The organism is Streptomyces sp. NPDC059668 (assembly GCF_042734135.1).
Lineage (GTDB): Bacteria > Actinomycetota > Actinomycetes > Streptomycetales > Streptomycetaceae > Streptomyces.
This window is the reverse complement of sequence record NZ_JBHWEL010000025.1, coordinates 49,989-71,507: the sequence shown is the minus strand read 5'-3', so window position 1 is coordinate 71,507 and position 21,519 is coordinate 49,989. Positions and strand designations below refer to the sequence as shown.

Here is a 21,519-nt window from a genome sequence, read left to right as displayed (position 1 = left end):
TTCGCGCGCACGGGACCGCTGTGCGTGACGGTGGGTTTCCACCCGGGGCGGTGGGGCGGGGGAGCGCGGCACGTCCGGGGACGTGCCGCGAAAGTCAGTCGAGGACCCGGGCCAGCGCGAACCCGTCGTACCCCTTGCTGCCCACCGTCTGGATCGCCGTCCCGCTCAACCTGGGGTGGGCGGCGATCAGTTCCAGCGCGGCCCGGGTGCCGCGCACGCTCGGGTCGGTGCTGCCCGCGTCGGTCACGTGACCGCCGCGCACGACGTTGTCGACGACGATCAGGCTGCCGGGGCGGGTGAGCTCGAGGGCCCACTCGACGTAGGACGGGTTGTTCACCTTGTCCGCGTCGATGAAGACGAAGTCGAACGGCTCCGGGTTCTCCTCCGCCAGCTTCGGCAGCGACTCCAGCGCGGGACCCACCCGTACCTCGGCGATCCGGTCGAGGCCGGCGCGGGCGAGGTTGCGGCGGGCGACCTCGGCGTGGGTGGCGTCGTACTCGAAGGTCACCAGCCGGCCGTCGGCGGGCAGCGCGCGGCCCAGCCAGATCGTGCTGTAGCCGCCGAGGGTGCCGATCTCCAGGATGCGGCGGGCGCCCTGGACCCGGGCCAGGAGCTGGAGCAGCTTGCCCTGGTTCGGCGCGACGTTGATGTGCGGCAGCCCGGCGGCGTCGCTGTCGCGCAGTGCGGCGGTCAGGATCTCGTCGGCGGGGGCGAGGAGGGCGGTGAAGTAGTCGTCGACGTCGTTCCACAACTGCGACTCGCTCATGCACCATGCCTTTCGTGCGTCTAGTTAGGAGCACTAACTATTTCCGTCGACGAATCTAGTCGCGCCGCCCGCGCTTGTCAGCCGCATGAGGGAGTGATCCTCCGTGCGCGGTGGTGACGTCGGCCGATCGGCGGAGGCGGGTCAGGCGTCGGCGCCCACGGCGGTCGGGGTGCCGTGGCCGGTGCCGGGCCGGGTGCCGGGTTCGACGGCCGGGGCGGAACCCGGCAGCGGCCGGCCTGCCGACTCGGACATGAACCACACCGCCACGCCGCCGATCACGGCCGCGGCCATCATGTAGTACGCGGGCATCATCATGTTCCCGGTCGCCCCGATGAGCGCCGTGACCACCAGCGGGGTGGTGCCGCCGAAGAGCGAGACGGAGACGTTGAAGCCGATGGAGAGCGAGCCGTAGCGGACCTTCGTCGGGAAGAGCGCGGGCAGCGCGGCCGGCATCGCGGAGGTGAAGCACACCAGGAGCAGGCCCAGCGCGCCCATGCCGAGCGCGACCGCGAGCAGGCTGCCCTGGCGGATGAGCAGGATGGCCGGGACGGACAGCGCGAGGAATCCGGCGCACCCGGCGGCGATCACCGGGCGGCGGCCGATCCGGTCGGTCAGCGCGCCCGCGAAGGGCTGCACGATCATCATCAGCGCCATCACGGCGAGGACGACCAGCAGACCGTGCGTCTCGTCGTACTTCAGCTCACTCGTCAGATAGCTCGGCATGTACGACAGCAGCATGTAGTCGGTGACGTTGAAGACCAGCACCAGGCCGACGCAGAGCAGCAGCGCGCGCCACTGGCCGGCGAGCATCACGCGCAGCGGCACCTTGGGGCGGTCCTTCTCCTTCTTCGAGGCCTTCTCCAGCTCCGCCGCGAACGCCGGGGTCTCCTCCAGGCGCATCCGCAGATACAGCCCGATGACGCCCATCGGGCCCGCGATCAGGAACGGCACGCGCCAGCCCCAGGCCAGCAGGTCCTCGGTGGACAGGAACGCGGTCATGAGGGTGACCAGTCCCGCGCCGCCGATGTATCCGGCGAGCGTGCCGAACTCCAGCCAGCTCCCGAAGAAGCCGCGCTTCTTGTCCGGCGCGTACTCGGCGATGAAGGTGGAGGCACCCGCGTACTCGCCGCCGGTGGAGAAGCCCTGCACCAGCCGGGCCGCGAGCAGCAGCAGGGGGGCGCCGACGCCGATCGTCGCGTACGACGGGATCAGACCGATCGCGAAGGTGCCCGCCGCCATCATGATCATGGTGACCGCCAGGACCTTCTGGCGGCCGACGCGGTCGCCCAGCGGCCCGAAGACCATGCCGCCCAGCGGGCGGACCAGGAAGGCCGCCGCGAACGCGCCGAAGGTGGACAGCAGCTGCGCGGTGGGGTTGCCGGACGGGAAGAAGACCTTGCCCAGCGTCACCGCGATGTAGCTGTAGACACCGAAGTCGAACCACTCCATCGCGTTGCCGAGGGCGGCGGCCTTGACGGCGCGCTTCACCAGGGCGGGGTCGGTGACGGTGACCTCCGGCCGCACGGGGGGCCGGAGCCGGACGGGAGCGACGGGAGCGACGGGAGTGACGGAGGGCAAGATTCCGCTCGCCTGCCTTTCGACGGGGACAAGGACGTGGTCCGCCCCGCGTGACGACCCGGGACAGACCAAAAAGCGACCATAGGGTCGCCCCCGCGCGTCACGTGTCGTGGCCGACCCTGTGCTCAACGTGCGCAAACACCGTGTGCGCAGGGGCGACGGCCGCTCCGGACCCCGGCTTCGAGTGGCCTGTCTGTGACCTTTGTCGCGGGTGAATGTGATCCATGTCGCGGACCGAGGGGGGAACCGAACCGATCTCGCACTATCGTCATCCGGACAAAAGACGGGGGGACGTCAGGTGAAGGGGGGGGTTGCCTGCGTCCATCCACGGGGGCAGTGCGAGCCTCTTAGGGGTCCGGGCAGACACCGGCGCACGGGATACGCGGGACGAACGGGGCGGGAGGGCCGACGGGGCGTGGCGAATGTGGAGCACGGCGGGCGAGCGGGTGGTGCCTTCGGGGCGGGGGCGGCGGAATCGGCGAGGGCACGGCTGCGCACGATCCGTATCGGGCTGTGGCTGATCGCCGCGGTCCTCGCGGTACGGCAGGTCGCCGTCGTCCTGAGCACCCCCAAAGGGGAGCGGCTGACCGACCTGGAGACCTGGGTCGGTCCCGAGGGCGTCCTGCATGTGAAGGGATCGCTGTACGACTCGACGCGGTTCACCGGAACCCCCTTCGGGGGACTCGTCCTCAAACCGCTCACCCGCGCCGCCGAACAGGCGCTCGGCTGGGGATGGACCTTCGGCAGCCTGTCGCTGGTCGTCGTGCTCGGCGTGGTCGCGGCGCGCGCCCTGCCGCAGCCCGTGAGCCGGCGCACCTCGCTGCTCGCCGCACCCGTGGCGATCAGCCTGCTGATGCTGTCGCTGCCGGTCCGCAACGCCCTCTCCCTCGGCCAGACCAGCATCATCCCGGTCCTGCTCGTCCTGCTGGGCTGCTTCACGGTCCGCGGGGAGCGGGCGAGCGGCGTCCTGATCGGCCTCGCGGCGGCGCTACAGCCCACCGTGCTACTCTTCGCCCCGCTGCTCTGGTTCACCGGGCGCCGCCGCGCCGCCGTGTCGGGCGTGCTCACCTTCGCCGCGAGCACCGCACTCGCCTGGGCCGCGATGCCGCACGACTCCCACACGTACTGGGTGCACCACCTCGCGGGCGTCGGACTCGGCCGGGACGCCGACGACCTCACCAACCAGTCGCTGCACGGCGCGCTGCTGCGCCTCGGCCTCAACGGCCCGCTGGAGATCGGCCTGTTCCTGCTGCTCGGCGCGGGAGTCGCGGCCCTGGGTCTGCGCCGTGCCGTGCGCTACGCCAAGGACGGGCAGCTGCTCCTGGCCGTGGCGATCACCGGCTGCGTCGCCGTCGCCGTCTCGCCCACCACCTGGCAGCACCAGTTGCTGTGGGTCCTGCTCGCGCTGGTCGGCCGGGTCGGCAAGAAGGCCTCGGACCGGGCGATGTGGCCCGTCGCCGTCATCCTCGTCATGACCCTGCCGGCGAAGATGATGCTGCCGAACATGGCCGCGGTCTACCCGCTGCGCGACAACCTGGTGCTGCTCGCCGCGCTCGCCGCCGCCACGCTGGTGCCTTTCCTCTCCCGCACTTCGGAGTACTACCGGGCGCCGATCCCCACCGACTACGCGCGGCCCGTCCCCACCCGGTGGAAGCGGGTGCCGCTGCTGCCCTTCCTCGGCCGCGTCCGCACCCGCCCGAACCTGCTGCTGGAACTGCTCCTGATCCGCGTCGGCTACTCCGCCTACCAGCAGGTCAGGCTGGCCGCGACGGGCGGCACCAACGCGGGCGGCCGGGCCACCGCCGAGCACCACGGCGACCAGATACTCTCCATCGAGCGGTTCCTGCACCTCGACATCGAACACTGGGCCAACCACGCGGTGTTCAAGGTCGAGTGGCTGCGGGGCTTCTTCGACTTCTACTACGAGTCGTTCCACTTCGTCGTCCCGCTCGCCGTCCTCGCCCTGCTCTACACCCGCCGCCCCGGCGACTACCGCTGGGCGCGCTCGGCACTCGGCTTCGCCACGCTGCTCGCGCTCGTCGGCTTCTGGCTCTACCCGCTGGCCCCGCCGCGACTGATGCCGGGGCTGGGCGTCATCGACACCGTGCACGGTGTGCAGGACTTCTCCAAGCCGGACTACGGCACCCTGACCGCGCTGACCAACCAGTACGCGGCGATGCCCTCGCTGCACTTCGGCTGGTCCCTGTGGTGCGGACTGGTGATCGCGATCCTGGCGCCCAAGTGGTGGATGAAGGCGCTCGGCCTGCTGCACCCGCTGTTCACCGTGTCGGCGATCGTGGCGACCGGCAACCACTGGGTACTGGACGCGGTGGGCGGCGCGGCGGTCGTCGCCGCGGGCTTCGGTCTGACCTACCTCCTCCAGGGCCCGAGGCCGCGGCCGCTGGTGCGGCCCGTGGAGGCCGGCACGAAGGAGCCGGCCCCGGCGGCAGCCGGCCGCGCGGCCGGCTCCGCGGACGGCCCGGTGGAACTTCCCGCGCAGAGTTCCGTGGGGAGGTCCGGCGGGAGCGCGGAAGGCGGCCCCGCGGACAGCTCGGCGGACAGCTCGGCGGACGGCCCCGCGGACGGTCCGGTGGAACTCCCTGTGCAGAGTTCCGGGGGGAGGTCCGGCGGGAGCGCGGAAGGCGGTCGCGCGGACGGCCCCGCGGACGGCCGCGCAGACAGCCCGGCGGGTCGTACGGCGGGCTGATCCGGCGCCGGCCCGGCACGTGCGTCGGCCCGGCACGTGCGCCGCGGTCAGGGGGCCCGGCCCTCGGGGGAGGCAGGGGCGGAGCGTAGGGGGGCTGCCCCTGCCTCCCGCGGGACGGGCCGACGGACGCCGGGAGGCCGTCGGCCCGAGCGGGTGCCGGGGTCAGCCGGCGTCGACCTGGAGCTCCTTGACCCCGTTGATCCACGCGGAGCGCAGCCGGCGCGGGTCGCCCACCAGGGAGAGGTTCGGCATCGCGTCGGCGAGCGCCTGGAAGATCAGGTCGATCTCCAGGACGGCCAGGGACTTCCCGAGGCAGTAGTGGGGGCCGCCGCCACCGAACCCGAGGTGCGGGTTGGGGTCACGCGTGATGTCGAAGTCGTCGGGGTGCTCGAACACCTCGGGGTCGTGGTTGGCGGAGGCGTAGAAGAGGCCGACCCGGTCTCCCTTCCTGATCGCCTTGCCGCCGAGTTCGGTGTCCTGGGTCGCCGTGCGCTGGAAGGAGACCACGGGGGTCGCCCAGCGGACGATCTCCTCGGCGGTGGTCGCCGGACGGGTGCGCTTGTAGAGCTCCCACTGCGCGGGGTGGGTGAGGAAGGCGTGCATCCCGTGCGTGATGGCGTTGCGGGTGGTCTCGTTGCCGGCGACGGAGAGCATCAGCACGAAGAAGCCGAACTCGTCGGAACCGAGGTTGCCCTCGTCCTCGGCAGCCACCAGGGTGCTGACGATGTCCTTCGCCGGGCACTGCTTGCGGTCCGCGGCCATGTTCATCGCGTACGAGATGAGTTCGGTGGCCGACTCGGCGCCGACCTCCTCGGTGATGGCGTACTCCGGGTCGTCGTACGCGATCATCCGGTTGGACCACTCGAAGATCTTGACCCGGTCGTCCTGCGGGACGCCGATCAGCTCGGCGATCGCCTGGAGGGGCAGTTCGCAGGCGACCTCGGTGACGAAGTCGAAGGGCCCGGAGTGGGCACGGGCGCCCTCGACGATCGCGTGCGCGCGGTCGCGCAGCCGCTGCTCCAGCGCCCGGATGGCCCGCGGGGTGAATCCGCGCTGCACGATCTGGCGGACGCGGGTGTGCTCGGGCGGGTCCATGTTGAGCAGGATCAGCCGCTGGGCGTCGATCGCGTCGCGCTCGATGTGCTCGTTGAAGCGGATGATCGCCGTGTTGAGGGTCGAGGAGAAGATCTCCGGGTGCGTGGAGACGTACCTGACGTCCGCGTGCCGGGTCACCGCCCAGTAGCCCTCGTCCTGGAAGCCGGCCAGGTTGGGCGGCTGGGGTATCCAGCGGACCGGCTCGGCCCGGCGCAGTTCGGCGAACTCCGGCAGGGGCACGCGGTGGTGCAGCAGGTCGGGGTCGGTGAAGTCGAACCCGTCGGGCAGCGCTGGACAGGGCATCGGCAACTCCAGCTCTCACGCGTTCTGTTGTGGCGACGGTGTTCCGACGGCCGTGTTCCGGCGGCCGCCCACTGATGGCCTGACGGTCCATCAGAAAAGGGAATCGCCGTGAAGGTAATAACGGGTTCTACAAGTCGCAAGGGGTGCGGCACCCCCAATTGCGGGCGGTAGCGCCGCGGATGGCGACTTCGGGGCCTGCACGACCCTTGCGGCACGGGGGTTCCGCTCAGCAGACTGCACGGAGAACTAGTACACGTTCTAGTTCGGCGCGGTGGGTGGGCCGGGACGCCCCGCGCTGCGCGGGTCAGCGAGGAGAGGACCTAGCCCCATGGCCGCGGAACCCGTGATCGTCGAAGCCGTACGCACCCCCATCGGCAAGCGCGGTGGCGCGCTCGCCAATCTCCACCCCGCCTATCTCCTGGGCGAGACCTACCGTGAACTCCTCGGCCGCACCGGTATCCACGCCGACTGCGTCGAGCAGATCGTCGGCGGCACGGTGACGCACGCCGGGGAGCAGTCGATGAACCCGGCGCGCACGGCGTGGCTCACCATGGGCCTGCCCTACGAGACCGCCGCGACGACCGTCGACTGTCAGTGCGGTTCCTCGCAGCAGGCCGCGCATCTGACCGCCAACATGATCGCGGCCGGGGTGATCGACGTGGGCATCTCCTGCGGTGTCGAGGCGATGTCGCGGGTGCCGCTGGGCTCGGGGTCCAAGCACGGCCCGGGGAAGCCGTTCCCCGACGAGTGGAACGTGGACCTGCCCAACCAGTTCGAGGCGGCGGAGCGGATCGCCCGGCGCCGTGGGCTGACGCGCGAGGACGTCGACTCGCTCGGTCTCGTCTCGCAGGAGCGGGCGGCCGTGGCCTGGTCGGAGGAGCGCTTCAAGCGGGAGACGTTCGCCGTGCAGGTCCCCACGACGGAGGACGAACAGCGTGCCGGGCAGGGCATGTGGCGGCTCGTCGACCGCGACGAGGGGCTGCGCGACACGTCGGCGGAGGCCCTGTCGCGCCTCAAGCCGGTGATGCCGACGGCCGTGCACACGGCGGGCAACTCGTCGCAGATCTCGGACGGAGCCGCCGCGATCATGTGGGCCTCGAAGCGGATGGCGCGGGCGCTGAAGCTGCGGCCGCGGGCCCGGATCGTGGCCCAGGCGCTGGTCGGCGCGGACCCGCACTTCCACCTGGACGGACCGGTCGACGCGACCCGGGCCGTACTCGGCAAGGCCGGTATGTCGCTCAAGGACATCGACCTGGTCGAGATCAACGAGGCCTTCGCCTCGGTGGTGCTGAGCTGGGCGCAGGTCTTCGAACAGGACCTGGAGAAGGTCAACGTGAACGGTGGCGCGATCGCGCTCGGGCATCCGGTGGGGGCCACGGGGGCGCGCCTGATCACGACGGCCCTGCACGAACTGGAGCGCAGGGACAAGGAGTTCGCGCTCATCACCATGTGCGCGGGCGGGGCACTGGCGACCGGGACGATCATCCAGCGGCTGTAGCCGGGACACCCGGGCGGCGTGCCGGGCGGGGGCTGACGTACGGGTCAGCCCCCGAGCCCCCACCGGTGTCCCCGCTCGCCGGTGTCCCTACTTGTTCACCGCGAAGCGCATCAGGTCCCGCTCGTCACCCTGCTTGATCCGGCCCGTCTGGTTGATCACCTCCAGCTTCCAGACACCGCCGGTCCTTATCGCCTTGGCCACGGCGCAGCCGTTGTCGTTGCTCAGCAGGCTCGGCCAGATGTCGGCGACCTGCTGGGTGGTGCCCCCGGTCGCGTCGTACACCTTGATGCTGATGTTCCGGGCCTTCTGGAAGGAACTGCCCTTCTTGAAGGCGGCGGCGACGAACACGATCGACGTGACGTTGGCCGGCACCCGGGCGAACTCGACGGTCACCGTCTCGTCGTCACCGTCGCCGCGTCCGGTCTGGTTGTCGCCGCTGTGCACCAACGAGCCGTTGCCCAGCGGGTCCAGGGAGTCGAGGCCCGCCAGTCGCACCGGGTCCGCACCCTGCATCGCGATCGCGATCAGGTCGAGGTCGGTGCCGGCCTGCCGGCGGAGCTTCCCCATCAGGCCGCCGCTCGCTCCGGCGGTGGGGTCCCAGGACACCCCGATGGACAGATGGGTCACCCCGTCCAGGTCCGCTGGGCCGTCTTCCTTCGTGAGCGTGATCATGCGTGATCCTCCTGGTCATGGGACTGCTCCGAGGAAGTCTGCCTGGAGCCCCGCGGACGTCGGCAGCCGGGGGAGCCCAAGGGCCCACGGCTCGGGGAGAGTCCTCTCCAGCCGGGGGCGGGACTACTCCCGCCCGGAGGCCGACACCGCCAGCACCCCCGTCGCCACCGCCGCGATCAGCAACGGGATCCCGAGTCCGTGGTGGAGCACCAGCCACGCGCCCAGCAGCGCGCCCACGGCCATCGCGACGACGGAGGCGGCGCGCCGCGGGGAACGGCTGCCCGCGCCGGCGCCGACGGCCGCGTCGGCGGCCAGGCCCGTCAGGGTCATCGTCAGGACCGTGGTCGTCAGGTCGGGTACGCCCAGCTTGCGGACGGTCGCGTTGCGCAGGCCCATGGCGAAGGCCGTGACGGCGATCAGGGTGTACGTCGTGCCGGTGGCGCCCGGCGCGGTGAAGGCGACTGCCGCGCACCCGCCGACGAGCACCGCCTCGACGGCGAGCGTGACCCGCGCCCAGGACCGGCGGGAGCGGCCGCCGAACCGCACCGCGACCCGCCCGCCGGCCGCGGCGCCGACCAGGAAGCAGGCGAGCGAGGTCAGCGTGTGCCACACGGAGAAGCCCGGAGCTCCGGCCGCGGCGAAGCCCAGCACCACCACGTTGCCGGTCATGTTCGCGGTGAAGACGTGCCCGAGCCCGAGATAACTCACCGCGTCGATGAGCCCGCTGACCACGGTCAGCCCCAACAGGACGGCGACCAGGCGCAGTCCGCGCTCCTCGGGGTCGTCGGTCCGCGCGGCCGCGCTGTCCGCACTCATGGAGCCTCCGGTCGGCTGGACGGTCGTCGAGGACCCAAGTCCACCACGGCCGCGGGGCGATGCCGGCAGGTCCGGGTTCCCCGTCGCGCGGGGACCGCCACCGGTCCGGCACGGCCCGGCAGCGTCCGGCACGGCCCGGCCCGGCGCGGTCCGCGGCGTACGGGCGTGCACCGCCGGCGAACCGCCCCCGCACCGCGGCGTCGGCCCGGGGCCGGGACGTGCGAAGGCGGCGGCCCCGGGGATCGGGGGCCGCCGCCTTCACGTGCGGTGGGGGTTGCTCAGTACCAGTTGTGGGCCTGCCAGAAGCTCCAGGCGGCGGCGGGGCTGCCGTAGCGGGAGTTCATGTAGTCGAGACCCCACTTGATCTGGGTGGCGGGGTTGGTCTTCCAGTCGGAGCCGGCGGACGACATCTTCGACGCGGGCAGCGCCTGGACCAGACCGTAGGCGCCGGAGGCGGAGTTCGTGGCGCTGGGGTTCCAGCCGCTCTCACGTTCGACGATCTTGCTGAAGGCGGTGAACTGCGCGGCGTCCGGGATCATCTCGTGCGCGATCGACTGGGCGGAGGAGGCCGAGGTGGTGGCGGCCTGGGCGGGAGCCGCGGCCAGAGCCATGCCGACGGTGGCGGTGGCCACGGCGGCAGTGGTGAGGGCCTTCTTCGGAGAGGCGATGCGGCGGATGAAGGAGACGGACACGGAGAACCTTTTTCTTCGGGGACACGACCGTCGCGGTAGGCCGGAACCAAGTGGTGCGTGGTGACTGCGTACGGCGGCGCCGCGACCCGGGTGGGTTCGTCGGCGCCTCGCGACTGCTTCAGAGAAACAGGCCCGGGGCTCGCCCGCAATGCCCCCCTTTTACTAGTGGTGGTCGCATCCGGGGCGAAAGGTCCTTATGTGACCTGGCTCTCAAATCCCAGGTCAGAGGGTATGAGGACGCGTCCGTGCCGTCCGGTTTCACTACTACCGCGCCTCGGATGTGACGGACGTCCTGTGGGCTGCTTCACCCCGCGCGTCGCACGGCGCGCACGCGGATGTGCGGAGCGCGTCCGGCCGGTGTGACGGGCGCCGCAGATCACCGGGGGTCGAACGTGACGGGCGTCTCGAATGCGGCCCGCCGCGTGGCCCGGCGCAGCGCCCTCAGGAGCGGCGCACCCAGGGTGAGTGTCAGGACGACGGTCACCACGGCCCGGCCCAGGTCCCAGCCGAGCGAGGTGGCCAGGCAGTACGCGAGGAAGCGGGCCAGGTTGGCGGGGACCCCGGCGTGCGGGTCGAAGGCGACGTTCGAGGCCAGCGCGTTCATGAAGGGCCAGCCCTCCAGGTTCATGACGGTGCCGTACGCGAAGGCGGCCAGGAACCCGTACCCGGCGAGCAGCGACAGCTCGGCGCGCCCGCGCAGCCGGTCCGGACCCGGCAGCAGCCCGGCGCCCATCGTGAACCAGCCCATGGCGAGCATCTGGAACGGCATCCACGGGCCCACACCACCGGTGAGCAGCGCGGACGAGAACATGGTCACGGACCCGAGGACGAAGCCGAACCCCGGTCCGAGCACCCGTCCGCTCAGCACCATCAGGAAGAACATCGGCTCGATCCCGGCGGTCCCGGCCCCGATCGGCCGCAGGGCGGCGCCGGTCGCGGCCAGTACGCCGAGCATGGCCACCGCCTTCGGACCGAGACCGGACTCGGAGATCGTCGCGGCCACGACGGCGACGAGCAGCACGAGCAGCCCCGCGAACAGCCAGGGGGCGTCCTGCGCGTGGGTGCCGACCTGGGAGGCGGGGTCGGCGAAGAGCGGCCAGCCGAATCCCGCGACGCCGATGACGCTCACCAGGCACAGGGCGGCCACGGAGCGGGGGCCGAGGCGGACGGCACGGACCTGGGGCTGGTGCGGTGCGGGGTGCCGGGGGGCGCCGGAGACGGTCATGCGCGTGCGTCCCCGGCGAGCGCGTCCCGGACCTGGGCGACCGTGAGCCACGGCCGCGGGGCCAGCACCTTCGTGACCTGCGGAGCGAAGGACGGGGACGCGACGACCACCTCGGCCGTCGGGCCGTCGGCGACGACCTCGCCGTCCGCGAGGACGACCACGCGGTGCGCGAGCTCGGCGGCGAGCTCCACGTCGTGGGTCGCCAGCACGATCGCGTGTCCCTGCGCGGCCAGCTCGCGCAGGAGGGTGACCAGCCGGGCCTTCGCCGCGTAGTCGAGGCCCCGGGTCGGTTCGTCCAGGAGCAGGAGCGGGGGGCGGGCCGTCAGGACGACGGCCAGCGCCAGTGCCAGCCGCTGCCCCTCCGACAGGTCCCGGGGATGGGTGTCGTCGGTGATCGCCGGCAGCAGCGCGGAGACCAGCGCCCGGCAGCTGCCGGCCTCGGCGCCCGCGTCGGCGTCGGCCGCGGCGCACTCGGCGGCGACCGTGTCGGCGTACAGCAGGTCCCGTGGCTCCTGCGGTACGAGACCCACGCGCCGGATCAGGTCCCGGGGTGACGTCCGGTGCGGGACCGCGCCCCCGACCCGGACCGAACCGGCGGCCGGTTCGACCAGCCCGACCAGGGTGCCCAGCAGGGTGGACTTGCCCGCTCCGTTGCGACCCATCAGCGCGATGATGCCGCCGGGGGCGGCGGTCAGGTCCACGCGGCGGAGCGCCTCGACCTGGCCGCGGCGCACGGCGAGGCCCTCGACGACGGCGGCAGGCGCGGCCTGGGCCGGGGAACCGGGGGTGCGGCCGCGGGGGAGACGCGGCCGGGCGGGCGGGAGGAACCGGGGACGCCGGGGGCGGTCGGGCGGCCCGCCGGCGGGGACGGCCGCCGGGGGGAGGGGCCCGGGTGCCGCCGTCGCCGGCGGCGCGAGCTCGGCGAGCCGGTCGCGCAGCGGTCCCGCCCTGCGCCGGGCGTCGCGGACGGTGAGGGGGAGCGGGGACCAGCCCGCCAGCCGGCCCAGCTCCACCACCGGCGGACACACCGGGGAGACGGCCATGATCTCGGCCGGGGTGCCGAGGAGCGGCGGGACGCCGGGGGACGGGAGGAGGGCGACCCGGTCGGCGTACTGGATGACGCGTTCGAGGCGGTGCTCGGCCAGCAGCACGGTCGTGCCGAGGTCGTGGACGAGGCGCTGCAGAACGGCGAGGACCTCCTCGGCGGCGGCCGGGTCCAGCGCGGACGTCGGCTCGTCGAGGACCAGCACGCGCGGGTGCGGGGTGAGGACCGAGCCGATGGCGACCCGCTGCTGCTGACCGCCGGAGAGGGTGGCGATCGGACGGTCGCGCAGGTCCGCGAGGCCCAGCAGATCGAGGGTCTCCTCGACGCGGCGGCGCATGACCGCCGGCGCGAGGCCCAGCGACTCCATGCCGTAGGCGAGTTCGTCCTCGACCGTGTCCGTCACGAAGTGGGACAGCGGGTCCTGGCCCACCGTGCCGACGACGTCGGCGAGTTCGCGTGGCTTGTGGGTGCGGGTGTCCCGCCCGGCGACCGTGACCCGGCCGCGCAGGGTGCCGCCCGTGAAGTGGGGGACGAGACCGCCGACCGCGCCGAGGACGGTGGACTTGCCGACTCCGGAGGGCCCGGCGAGCAGGACCAGTTCACCCTCGGGCACCTCCAGGTCCACGCCCCGGACGGTGGGTCCGGACGCTCCGTCGTAGGTCACGGAGACATCCTCGAAGCGGATCATGAGGGCTCCTCGGGGGCGGCGGTATCCGGGGCGGTCGGGCGGTTCCGGGGCGAGCGGGGCGGCCCGGGAACGGGGGCGACGAAGGCGGGCAGCAGGCCGAGCAGCACGGCGGCGGCGGGCCACAGGGGGAGGGCCGGGGCCACCAGGGGGACGACACCGGTGCGCAGCGACACGGGGTCGTACGCGGCGCAGACGATCAGTCCGGTGGCGACGGCGATGCCGGACCCGGCCACCAGCCACGCCCGTGCGCCCCACACGTCCGGGCGGTAGCGCGTGCGCGGCGAGCGGCGGCCGCCCAGCCACAGACCGGCCAGCGCCGCGGCCAGGCCGGCGATCAGCACGGGCAGTCCGTAACCGTCGCCCTCGGCGGTCAGCAGTCCGTACGTGCCCGCGCAGACGCCGACCAGGCCGCCCAGGGTCAGGACGGCGGTGGTCCGGCGGACGGCGGGCGCCACCTCGGCGGTCCGGCCGTAGCCGCGCGCGTCCATCGCCGCGGCGAGCGCGACGGAACGTTCCAGCGCGCCCTCCAGGACCGGGAGGGCGACCTGTAGCAGGCCGCGCAGGCCCCGGTCGGGGCGGCCGCGCAGCCGGCGGGCGGCGCGCAGCCGTTGCGCGTCCGCGATCAGGTGCGGTGCGAAGGTCAGCGCGACGACGACCGCGACACCCGCCTCGTACAGCGCGCCGGGCAGGGACTTCAGGAGCCGCGCCGGGTTCGCGAGGGCGTTCGCCGCGCCGACGCAGATGAGGAGCGTGGCCAGTTTCAGGCCGTCGTAGAGCGCGAAGACCAGGCCCTCGGCGGTGACCCGGCCGCCGATACGGATGCCCTGCGCCCAGTGCGGGAGCGGTACCTCGGGGAGCGTCACGAGGACGTGCGAGCCGGGGACGGGGGAGCCGAGGAGGATCGCGAAGGCGAGACGGATGCCGAGCACGGCCACGCCGAGCCTGACGAACGCGCCGTACGAGCGGGACCAGGGGGCCGAGGTGCGGCGCGCCGCCACCACGTATCCGGCCGTGCCGACGAGGAGGGCGAGCAGCAGCGGGTTGGTGGTGCGGGAGGCGGCGGTGCCCAGTCCCAGGGCCCAGATCCACCAGGCTCCGGGGTGCAGGGCGTTGCCGCGGTGGGCCTGCGGCGCACGGGTACGACGGGGCCGCCGGCGCCCGCGGGGGCCGGCGTCGGGCACGCCGGGCGGGGCGAGCACGCGGGAGCCGGACTCCGGCCGGGGGAGCCGGGCCGGCCGGGCGCCGGCCGCGATGACGGCGGCGGTGGCGGGTGTGCCGGGTCCGCCGGGTGCGTCCGGGGTGTCGGACACGGGCGGCGCGGGCCGGGACGCGGGCACGGCGGGGTGGACCGGCGCCGAAGGCGCGAGTTCGGCGGGCGCGGGCGGCGCGGCGGGTGTGCCGGGTCCGCCGGGCGTGTCCGGGGTGTCGGACACGGGCGGCGCGGGCCGGGACGCGGGTACGGCGGGGTGGACCGGCGCCGACGGCGCGACGTGTTCGGCGGGCGCGGGCGGCACGGCGGGTGTGCTCGGTGCCGCGGGTTCCTGGCGGGTCCGGTACCGGTGGGCCGCCCTCGGCTCCCTGCGGGTCCCGTACCCGTCGGCCGCCGTCGCGGTGTCCCGTTCCTCGTCGCCTGTCGTCATCCTGGTCACCGCGGCTCAGCCGCGGCGGCGGCGAGCCTGCCAGATCGCGGCCGCGCCCAGGAGGACGACCGCGGCGAGACCCGCGAGCAGACCCGCCGACGGGCCGTGGTGGGGCGCCCCGGACCGCGGGCGGGCGGACGCCGTCGGGTCGCGCGGGGCCGAGACCTGCTCGCCGCAACCGGTCCGCGGATAGCCCGCGATGGCGCACAGCAGGGCGTTGGTGTCGTAACGGAGGGGCTTGGCCACCGAGGCCAGGGCGTCCGCCGCCGTCGCGTCGGAGGGGACGCGGGCGCAGGCCGTACGCGGCGCCGGCGGCGTCTCTCCGGAGGGAGCGTCGGCCGCCGTGCCGAAGTCGAGGACCAGGGCCACCCTCTTGGTGCCCGACCGCGCCTCGGTCCTGGCGCAGACGGACGCGAAGTCCGGGTTCCCGCGCGGCTTCGAGGCGTCCTGCGAGTCCTCGCTCACCGCGAAGCGGAAACCCTCGACGTCCCCGTCGGACGGCCGCGCGGTCGACGGGCCCTGGGTCGCGTACGTCCAGGAGCCGCCGGTCCGGTCCCAGAAGGACCAGTAGCGGTAGCCGACGGCCTGCGCCTGCCCGGCCGTGGTGAGCACCAGCAGCAGCGGGGCCAGGAGCAGGGGAGCGAGGAGCAGGGCCGGAGCCGTCGCGCGGCGCCGGTTCACGGCTGCCGCTTCTTCGAGCGCCCGCTGATCAGGAAGCCGATGCCGATGCCGCCGACCAGACCGACACCGATGATCCACCAGACGCTGACGCTCTTCGCGTCGTCCTTCCGGTCCTTCTTCCCCGCGTCCTTCCCCGCGTCGGCGGAGGCCGCCGCCGAGCCGGACGCCTGGGCGGCGGGTCCCGTCGCGCCGAGCCGCTCGACGAGGTCGCTGCCGCCGAACGCGCGCGGGTCGGTGCCGGTGGCGTGGGCGGCGAGGATCAGCTGCGCGTACGCGGCCGGGCCGGACGTCGCCGCCCAGGGACCGGAGGTCTTCTCCAGCCAGGCGAGGGGCTTCCTCGTCTCCGTGATCCCGCCCTGCGCGGCCAGTGCGACGACCGCGTCCGCCGTGTTGCCGTAGTCGGGCTGGTCCTTGGCGCCGGGCAGTGCCGACTTCAGGTACGGGGTGTCGCGCAGCAGACGGGCGAGGTAGGAGGCGCCGTTGTCCGCCGCCTGCGCGGGAGTCGGGGTGTCCGCCTTCTCGCAGGTGTGGCCGTGCGGGAGAGCCTTCCCGGCCGTCGTCACGAGCCCCTTGCCGAGGGCTCCCAGCACCGCCGCGGCCGTGGCGTCCGCGTTGGCGGCCAGTGCCCCCCGCTTGTCCGGCTGGTAGGCGAAGCCGCCCGCGTCGGCACCCTCGCCGTCGCACGCGATCGCCAGCTTCACGAGCGCGTCGTACGGCGACCTGCCGTCCTTCGACTTCACGTCGCCGGGCTTCCCGCCGGCCGCGGCCAGCGCTCCGACCACCACGGAGGTGGAGTTCGCGTCGGTCGGCCCGCCCGCCGTGTAGCCCCAGCCGCCGTCCTTGTTCTGTACGGACTTCAGCCAGCCGACCGCCTCGCGCGTCCCGCCGTCGTGCCCGCCGAGCGCGGCGAGGGCCTGGACGGCCGCGGCGGTGCTGTTCGTGTCGACCATGGTCTTGGCGTCGCACGGGGCCGCGGCGTCGGCGCGGTACGCGGCGAACGCGCCGTTCGCGCACTGCTGCCCGGCCAGCCAGTCGACGGCCTTGGCCGCGGGCCGCTCGCCGACCGTGTGCTGGGCGAGCAGGGCGAGGGACTGCCGCCACACGCCGTCGTAGGTGGGGTCGGTGCTGCCGAAGAGGCCGGAGGGTATCGCCCGGGACGCGGTGGGGGACGGGGAGGAGCTCTCGGCCACGGCGGCCGGGACGAGGGCCGTACCGATCACGACGGTGGCTGCCAGTACCGCGGCGGTGCGGCGAACGATCATGACTCTCCCTGCGGGGGCCGGGCAGCACCGGGCACAGGCTTGGCCCCGAGCGGCTCCGGCACCGTATGCCTCGACGGTGCCGGCCACCGGCGGGCTGCCGATGGCACGAGTCGGTCACGTCCCGGGCGCGATGATCCGGCGCACCGCCGACTGGGCGGTTCACGGATCGGGGTCTCCCCGCTCGGACGGGGCCGAGAGCTCGGGGACAGGGCCGGCGCCGGATTTGAACCGGCTTCCTCCCGTACGGGCGTGATGACGACGCGCTCACTCTACCGGCCCGTAGGAATCGCCCGGGCGCCGCCTGCGGGGCGGGGCCGGCGACCGGCTAGGTTCGCCTCATGCGGACGGGGAGACTGCTCGGCTCGGGGCGTTCGGCGGATGTCTACGAGATCGACGAGACGTGGGTGCTGCGGCGCGACCGCGAGGGCCGGGGCGACGCGACGGCCGAGGCCACGGTGATGGAACACGTACGCCGGCACGGCTATCCGGTGCCGGGGGTGCGGGCGGCGACCCACGGGGACCTGGTGATGGAACGGCTGACGGGGCCGACCATGCTGGAGGCGTTCGGCGCGGGGCTCTTCTCCGCCGAGGAGGCCGGGCTCACCCTCGCCCGGCTGCTGCGCAGGCTGCACGCCGTGCCCGCGCGGCTCTCCGCCGACCCCGCCGTGCGTGTGCTGCACCTGGACCTGCACCCCGACAACGTGATGCTCACCCCCGACGGTCCGAGGGTCATCGACTGGACCGACGCCGAGGAGGGCCCGCCGGGCCTCGACTGGGGCATGTCCGCGGTGATCCTCGCGCAGGTCGCCGTCGGCGGCGAGAAACGGGCCGGGGTGGCCGGGGAGACGCTGGCCGCGATGCTCGACGCGAACACGGACTGTGTGACACCGGACGGTCTCACGCAGGCGGTGCGGCGGCGGGCCGCCAATCCGACGATGAGCGCGCACGAGGTCCGGCTCCTCGGTGACGCCGAGGAACTGGTCCGCACGCTCGCCTTCTAGGGCGGGCCGCGAAAGCCCCGCCGTCCGTCCGGAGGGCGGACCACGCGGCGGGGGACGGCTGACGCGCCGCGGACGGGCCGCGCCCGGCGGCTCAGACCGCCACGTACGTCACCGGACCGCTGCCCGGCACGGCCTCCGCGCGGCCGAGTTTCACCAGACGGCGGACGTGCGCCTCGGCCTCCGAGACGGCGATGTTCCGCGAGGTGAAGGGGATCTGCTCCCAGGGCCGGTTCCACTCCATGCGCTCGGCGAGCTGCCAGGCGGTGAGCGGGGTCGCGAGGAGGGTGAGCAGACCGGTGAGGCGCTCCTCGTGGTGGGTGAGCAACTCCCGCACCCGGCCGGGGGCGTCGGTGAACGCGTGCTGGTGGGCCGGCAGCACCTCGGCGGGGCCGAGTCGGCCCACGCGCTCCAGGGAGTCGAGGTAGTCCCCGAGCGGATCGGCGACGGTGACGTCGTCCGGGTCCTCGTACAGGCCGATGTGCGGGGTGATCCGCGGCAGCAGGTGGTCGCCGGAGAACAGGCGGCCGTGGCCCGGCAGTCCGGCGGGGTGCGCCTCCTCCAGGTGCAGGCAGACGTGGCCGGGCGTGTGGCCCGGGGTCCAGATCGCGCGCAGCCGGCGGCCGGCCAGGTCGAGCAGTTCGCCGGGGACGATCTCGCGGTCGGGGAGCGCGGGGGCGAACTGGGGCAGGCCCTCCGAGCGCCGGGCCGTGCCCGTCGCTCGCAGCAGCGCCACGTGTTCCTCGGGCGCGCCGCAGGCCTCCAGTTTGTCCGCCATGTAGGCGAACCAGCGTTCGGCCTTGTGCTCCCGCGTCCGCCGTACGATCTCGGTGTCCAGGGCGTGCATCGCGATCCACGCCCCGGACGCGTCCCGCACCTTGCCCGACAGGCCGTGGTGGTCGGGATGGTGGTGGGTGATGATCACGCCGTGCACCTCGGCGACCGGGATGCCGCAGTCGGCGAGCCCGGCGGTGAGGACGTCCCAGGAGGCGGGGTCGTCCCAGCCGGTGTCGATCAGCACGGGGCCCCGGTCGGTGTCGACGACGTGGACCAGCGTGGTGCCGAGGGGGTTGTCGGGGATGGGGACCCTGAGCGACCGTACGCCCCCGCCGTGATCGGTCACCTGTGTCATGGGCTCCCACCAATCGCCGTCCTGCCGTCACTATAACTAGAACGTATTCCAATGGGTGCCCGAACCAACTGTCGCGCCGTCGGCTCCGGCCCGTGGACTCCTCCGACCGGAGCTGGTATCAGTTCTCGTATCTGATGAAGTGTCAGAAGTCGGCAGTGTCGGAGAACGCCCCCCGGGGAGGCGGTCGGTCATGACCGAGCTCGTGGAACACGGACAGCTGTTCATAGGCGGGGAGTTGACGGACCCCCTGGGCACCGGCGTCATCGAGGTGATCTCGCCGCACACGGAGGAGGTCATCGGGCGCGTCCCGCACGCCTCGGCCGGGGACGTCGACCGGGCCGTCGCCGTCGCGCGGCGCGCCTTCGACGAGGGCCCCTGGCCCCGGATGAGCCCCGAGGAACGGATCGCGGTCGTCACCAGGATCAAGGACGCGATCGGCGCCCGGCACGAGGAGATCGCCCGGGTCATCTCCTCCGAGAACGGCTCCCCGTACTCCTGGAGCGTCCTCGCGCAGGCCCTCGGCGCGATGATGGTCTGGGACGCGGCCCTCACGGTGGCGCGCGGCTTCACGTACGAGGAGACGCGCGACGGGGTCCTCGGCAGGATCCTCGTCCGGCGGGAGCCGGTCGGGGTCGTCGCGGCCGTGGTGCCGTGGAACGTGCCGCAGTTCGTGGCGGCCGCCAAACTCGCGCCCGCGCTGCTGACCGGCTGCACGGTCGTACTGAAGCCGTCCCCCGAATCACCCCTGGACGCCTACCTGCTGGGCGAGATCGCGCGGGAGGCCGGACTGCCCGAGGGCGTCCTGTCGATCCTCCCGGCCGACCGTGAGGTGAGCGAGTACCTGGTCGGGCATCCCGGCGTCGACAAGGTCTCCTTCACCGGATCGGTCGCGGCCGGCCGGCGCGTGATGGAGGTCGCCTCGCGCAACCTCACCCGCGTCACGCTCGAACTGGGCGGCAAGTCGGCGGCGGTCGTACTGCCGGACGCGGACCTCGCCACGGCCGTCCCCGGGATCGTCCAGGCCGCCTGGATGAACAACGGCCAGGCCTGCGTCGCCCAGACCCGCATCCTCGTACCCCGCTCGCGCTACGACGAGTTCGCGGACGCCTTCGCCGCCGCGGCGAGCGCCCTGGTGGTCGGCGACCCGCTGGACCCGGTGACCCAGGTGGGCCCGCTGGTCGCCGAGCGGCAGCGGCGGCGCAGCCTCGACTACATCCGCATCGGCCAGGAGGAGGGTGCCAAGGTCCTCACCGGCGGCGGCCGTCCGCAGGGACTCGACCGCGGCTGGTACGTCGAACCCACCCTCTTCGGCGACGTCGACAACTCCATGCGGATCGCCCGCGAGGAGATCTTCGGACCGGTGATCTGCCTGCTCCCCTACGGCGACGAGGCCGAGGCCGTGAAGATCGCCGACGACTCCGACTACGGGCTGAGCGGCAGCGTCTGGACGGCGGACGTCGCGCACGGCATCGACATCGCCCGCCGGGTCCGCACCGGCACCTACTCCGTCAACACCTTCAGCCTCGACATGCTCGGCCCCTTCGGCGGCTACAAGAACTCCGGGCTCGGGCGGGAGTTCGGGCCCGAGGGCTACGGCGAGTTCCTGGAGCACAAGATGATCCACCTGCCCGCGGGCTGGGAGGCCTAGGGATGGGCGACCGCTGGAACATCGAGGTCGACCGCTCCCTGTGCATCGGCTCCGCCCAGTGCGTCCACCTCGTCCCGGACCACTTCCGCCTCGACTCCGGCATGCAGTCCCACCCCGCCGAACCGGAGACCGACGCCAACGAGAGGATCCTCGCGGCGGCGGAGGGCTGTCCGGTGGAAGCCATCATGATCACGCTGCTGGGCAGTGGGGAGCCGGTGTTCCCGCCCGAGGAGTGAACGCGGGCGCACTCCGCCGCCCCGCGTCCTCAGGCCTTCTGGTCCGGCGCCTTGTCGCCCGGGTCCGTCAGATCGATGAGTCGGCACACGGTCTCAATGTCGATCTTGACCTGGGCGATGGAGGCGCGGCCGGAGAGCCAGGTGATCAGGGCCGAGTGCCAGGTGTGCTCGATGACGCGGACCGCGGAGAGCTGGGCGGGGCTCGGGTCGTCCAGTCCCATGGCGTCCAGGATGATCGCCGTGGTCTGCCGGGACACCTGGTCGACCTCGGGGCTCACGCTGCGGTCCGCGAAGGTCAGCGCGCGGACCATGGCGTCGGCGAGGTGCGGCTCGCGCTGCAGGGCGCGGAAGGCCCGCATCAGCGTCTCGGCGACCCGCTCCGCCGCCGAGTCGCCGGCCGGCGGCTTCTTGCGCAGGGTGCCGTGCATGTGGTCCAACTGGTCCTGCATCGTGGCCACCAGCAGATGGACCTTCGAGGGGAAGTAGCGGTAGAGCGTGCCCAGGGCGACCTGCGACGACTCCGCGACCTCACGCATCTGCACCGCGTCGAAGCCGCCCCGGCCGGCCAGCTGCGCGCTCGCGTGCAGGATCCGCCGCCGGCGTGCTTCCTGACGCTCGGTGAGCGGGGGAGAGGCGAACTGCGCGGACTTGGCTTCCACCTTGACTTCCGCAGGCATGGGTCCCGTTCCGTGGGTTCAGCTGGAGGAGCGACCAGACAGCATGGCAGAACTGATCCGTGGGCCGGAACGCCTCCGTCGTGGCGCGGATCACCTGATCCACTTCTCACAGAGGCCCTACCTGCCGGTAGATTCAGTGCTCCTCGAACGATCAAGTCTG

18 protein-coding genes are annotated in these 21,519 nt (G+C 73.2%); 5 read left to right on the top strand and 13 right to left on the bottom strand.

Annotation, left to right across the window (positions count from 1 at the left end):
- Window positions 1-94 precede the first annotated feature (94 nt).
- Window positions 95-766, bottom strand: coding sequence for an O-methyltransferase (locus ACFV2J_RS19885; RefSeq protein WP_385091611.1), 672 nt, complete (start codon window positions 764-766; stop codon window positions 95-97).
- 141 nt (window positions 767-907) lie between these two features.
- Window positions 908-2,344, bottom strand: coding sequence for a glycine betaine/L-proline transporter ProP (gene proP / locus ACFV2J_RS19880; protein WP_385091614.1), 1,437 nt, complete (start codon window positions 2,342-2,344; stop codon window positions 908-910).
- 415 nt (window positions 2,345-2,759) lie between these two features.
- On the opposite strand from proP, the gene ACFV2J_RS19875 reads away from it, so the two are divergent.
- Window positions 2,760-5,051, top strand: a complete 2,292-nt coding sequence (locus ACFV2J_RS19875; protein WP_385091617.1) for a bifunctional glycosyltransferase 87/phosphatase PAP2 family protein — start codon at window positions 2,760-2,762, stop codon at window positions 5,049-5,051.
- Between the two features lie 162 nt (window positions 5,052-5,213).
- Here the strand turns inward: ACFV2J_RS19875 and ACFV2J_RS19870 are convergent, their stop codons facing one another.
- A complete protein-coding gene (locus tag ACFV2J_RS19870; protein ID WP_385091620.1) occupies window positions 5,214-6,449 on the bottom strand; it encodes a cytochrome P450 in 1,236 nt (411 codons plus the stop codon).
- Window positions 6,450-6,777: 328 nt separating this feature from the next.
- On the opposite strand from ACFV2J_RS19870, the gene ACFV2J_RS19865 reads away from it, so the two are divergent.
- Window positions 6,778-7,947 carry a steroid 3-ketoacyl-CoA thiolase gene (locus ACFV2J_RS19865; RefSeq protein WP_385091623.1) on the top strand — a complete coding sequence of 390 codons (1,170 nt, stop codon included), beginning with the start codon at window positions 6,778-6,780 and terminating at the stop codon, window positions 7,945-7,947.
- A gap of 87 nt (window positions 7,948-8,034) precedes the next feature.
- On the opposite strand, the gene ACFV2J_RS19860 is transcribed toward ACFV2J_RS19865, so the two are convergent.
- From ACFV2J_RS19860 to ACFV2J_RS19825, 8 genes are all read right to left on the bottom strand, one after another.
- Window positions 8,035-8,619 (bottom strand): TerD family protein, encoded by a 585-nt coding sequence (locus ACFV2J_RS19860; protein WP_385091626.1) that lies wholly within the window; start codon window positions 8,617-8,619, stop codon window positions 8,035-8,037.
- 123 nt (window positions 8,620-8,742) lie between these two features.
- Window positions 8,743-9,435 (bottom strand): YoaK family protein, encoded by a 693-nt coding sequence (locus ACFV2J_RS19855; protein WP_385091628.1) that lies wholly within the window; start codon window positions 9,433-9,435, stop codon window positions 8,743-8,745.
- 278 nt (window positions 9,436-9,713) lie between these two features.
- Window positions 9,714-10,127, bottom strand: coding sequence for a transglycosylase SLT domain-containing protein (locus ACFV2J_RS19850; protein ID WP_385097817.1), 414 nt, complete (start codon window positions 10,125-10,127; stop codon window positions 9,714-9,716).
- A gap of 376 nt (window positions 10,128-10,503) precedes the next feature.
- On the bottom strand, window positions 10,504-11,352 hold the full coding sequence (locus ACFV2J_RS19845) for an ECF transporter S component (RefSeq protein WP_385097820.1): 849 nt from the start codon (window positions 11,350-11,352) through the stop codon (window positions 10,504-10,506).
- Window positions 11,349-13,085, bottom strand: a complete 1,737-nt coding sequence (locus ACFV2J_RS19840; protein ID WP_385439769.1) for an ABC transporter ATP-binding protein — start codon at window positions 13,083-13,085, stop codon at window positions 11,349-11,351. Before ACFV2J_RS19840 ends, ACFV2J_RS19845 begins: the two co-directional genes overlap by 4 nt.
- Window positions 13,082-14,338: an energy-coupling factor transporter transmembrane component T gene (locus ACFV2J_RS19835; protein ID WP_385439807.1), complete on the bottom strand. Its 1,257-nt coding sequence runs from the start codon at window positions 14,336-14,338 to the stop codon at window positions 13,082-13,084. Before ACFV2J_RS19835 ends, ACFV2J_RS19840 begins: the two co-directional genes overlap by 4 nt.
- Before the next feature lie 402 nt (window positions 14,339-14,740).
- The gene (locus tag ACFV2J_RS19830; RefSeq protein WP_385091664.1) at window positions 14,741-15,406 is read right to left on the bottom strand and encodes an SCO2322 family protein; all 666 of its coding nucleotides are present in this window, start codon (window positions 15,404-15,406) and stop codon (window positions 14,741-14,743) included.
- Window positions 15,403-16,668, bottom strand: a complete 1,266-nt coding sequence (locus ACFV2J_RS19825) for a prenyltransferase/squalene oxidase repeat-containing protein (RefSeq protein ID WP_385091661.1) — start codon at window positions 16,666-16,668, stop codon at window positions 15,403-15,405. The genes ACFV2J_RS19830 and ACFV2J_RS19825 overlap by 4 nt, the downstream gene beginning before the upstream one ends.
- Before the next feature lie 338 nt (window positions 16,669-17,006).
- Between ACFV2J_RS19825 and ACFV2J_RS19820 the strand changes: the two genes are divergently transcribed.
- Window positions 17,007-17,669 (top strand): phosphotransferase family protein, encoded by a 663-nt coding sequence (locus ACFV2J_RS19820; protein WP_385091658.1) that lies wholly within the window; start codon window positions 17,007-17,009, stop codon window positions 17,667-17,669.
- 91 nt (window positions 17,670-17,760) lie between these two features.
- Here the strand turns inward: ACFV2J_RS19820 and ACFV2J_RS19815 are convergent, their stop codons facing one another.
- Entirely contained in the window at window positions 17,761-18,798 is a 1,038-nt protein-coding gene (locus ACFV2J_RS19815; RefSeq protein ID WP_385091655.1) for an MBL fold metallo-hydrolase, read from the bottom strand.
- 190 nt (window positions 18,799-18,988) lie between these two features.
- On the opposite strand from ACFV2J_RS19815, the gene ACFV2J_RS19810 reads away from it, so the two are divergent.
- Window positions 18,989-20,446 (top strand): aldehyde dehydrogenase, encoded by a 1,458-nt coding sequence (locus ACFV2J_RS19810; RefSeq protein ID WP_385439765.1) that lies wholly within the window; start codon window positions 18,989-18,991, stop codon window positions 20,444-20,446.
- Between the two features lie 2 nt (window positions 20,447-20,448).
- The gene (locus ACFV2J_RS19805; protein ID WP_385091646.1) at window positions 20,449-20,682 is read left to right on the top strand and encodes a ferredoxin; all 234 of its coding nucleotides are present in this window, start codon (window positions 20,449-20,451) and stop codon (window positions 20,680-20,682) included.
- Between the two features lie 29 nt (window positions 20,683-20,711).
- On the opposite strand, the gene ACFV2J_RS19800 is transcribed toward ACFV2J_RS19805, so the two are convergent.
- Window positions 20,712-21,359, bottom strand: a complete 648-nt coding sequence (locus tag ACFV2J_RS19800; protein ID WP_385091643.1) for a TetR family transcriptional regulator — start codon at window positions 21,357-21,359, stop codon at window positions 20,712-20,714.
- Between the last annotated feature and the right edge of the window lie 160 nt (window positions 21,360-21,519).

Bases quoted from the DNA above. Each gene is read 5' to 3' on its own strand.
- ACFV2J_RS19800 (WP_385091643.1), bottom strand. From the start codon at position 21,359: ATGCCTGCGGAAGTCAAGGTGGAAGCCAAGTCCGCGCAGTTCGCCTCT.
- ACFV2J_RS19840 (WP_385439769.1), bottom strand. From the start codon at position 13,085: ATGATCCGCTTCGAGGATGTCTCCGTGACCTACGACGGAGCGTCCGGA.
- ACFV2J_RS19810 (WP_385439765.1), top strand. From the start codon at position 18,989: ATGACCGAGCTCGTGGAACACGGACAGCTGTTCATAGGCGGGGAGTTG.
- ACFV2J_RS19845 (WP_385097820.1), bottom strand. From the start codon at position 11,352: ATGACCGTCTCCGGCGCCCCCCGGCACCCCGCACCGCACCAGCCCCAG.
- ACFV2J_RS19805 (WP_385091646.1), top strand. From the start codon at position 20,449: ATGGGCGACCGCTGGAACATCGAGGTCGACCGCTCCCTGTGCATCGGC.
- ACFV2J_RS19870 (WP_385091620.1), bottom strand. From the start codon at position 6,449: ATGCCCTGTCCAGCGCTGCCCGACGGGTTCGACTTCACCGACCCCGAC.
- ACFV2J_RS19860 (WP_385091626.1), bottom strand. From the start codon at position 8,619: ATGATCACGCTCACGAAGGAAGACGGCCCAGCGGACCTGGACGGGGTG.
- ACFV2J_RS19865 (WP_385091623.1), top strand. From the start codon at position 6,778: ATGGCCGCGGAACCCGTGATCGTCGAAGCCGTACGCACCCCCATCGGC.
- ACFV2J_RS19820 (WP_385091658.1), top strand. From the start codon at position 17,007: ATGCGGACGGGGAGACTGCTCGGCTCGGGGCGTTCGGCGGATGTCTAC.
- ACFV2J_RS19885 (WP_385091611.1), bottom strand. From the start codon at position 766: ATGAGCGAGTCGCAGTTGTGGAACGACGTCGACGACTACTTCACCGCC.
- ACFV2J_RS19855 (WP_385091628.1), bottom strand. From the start codon at position 9,435: ATGAGTGCGGACAGCGCGGCCGCGCGGACCGACGACCCCGAGGAGCGC.
- ACFV2J_RS19825 (WP_385091661.1), bottom strand. From the start codon at position 16,668: ATGATCGTTCGCCGCACCGCCGCGGTACTGGCAGCCACCGTCGTGATC.
- ACFV2J_RS19815 (WP_385091655.1), bottom strand. From the start codon at position 18,798: ATGACACAGGTGACCGATCACGGCGGGGGCGTACGGTCGCTCAGGGTC.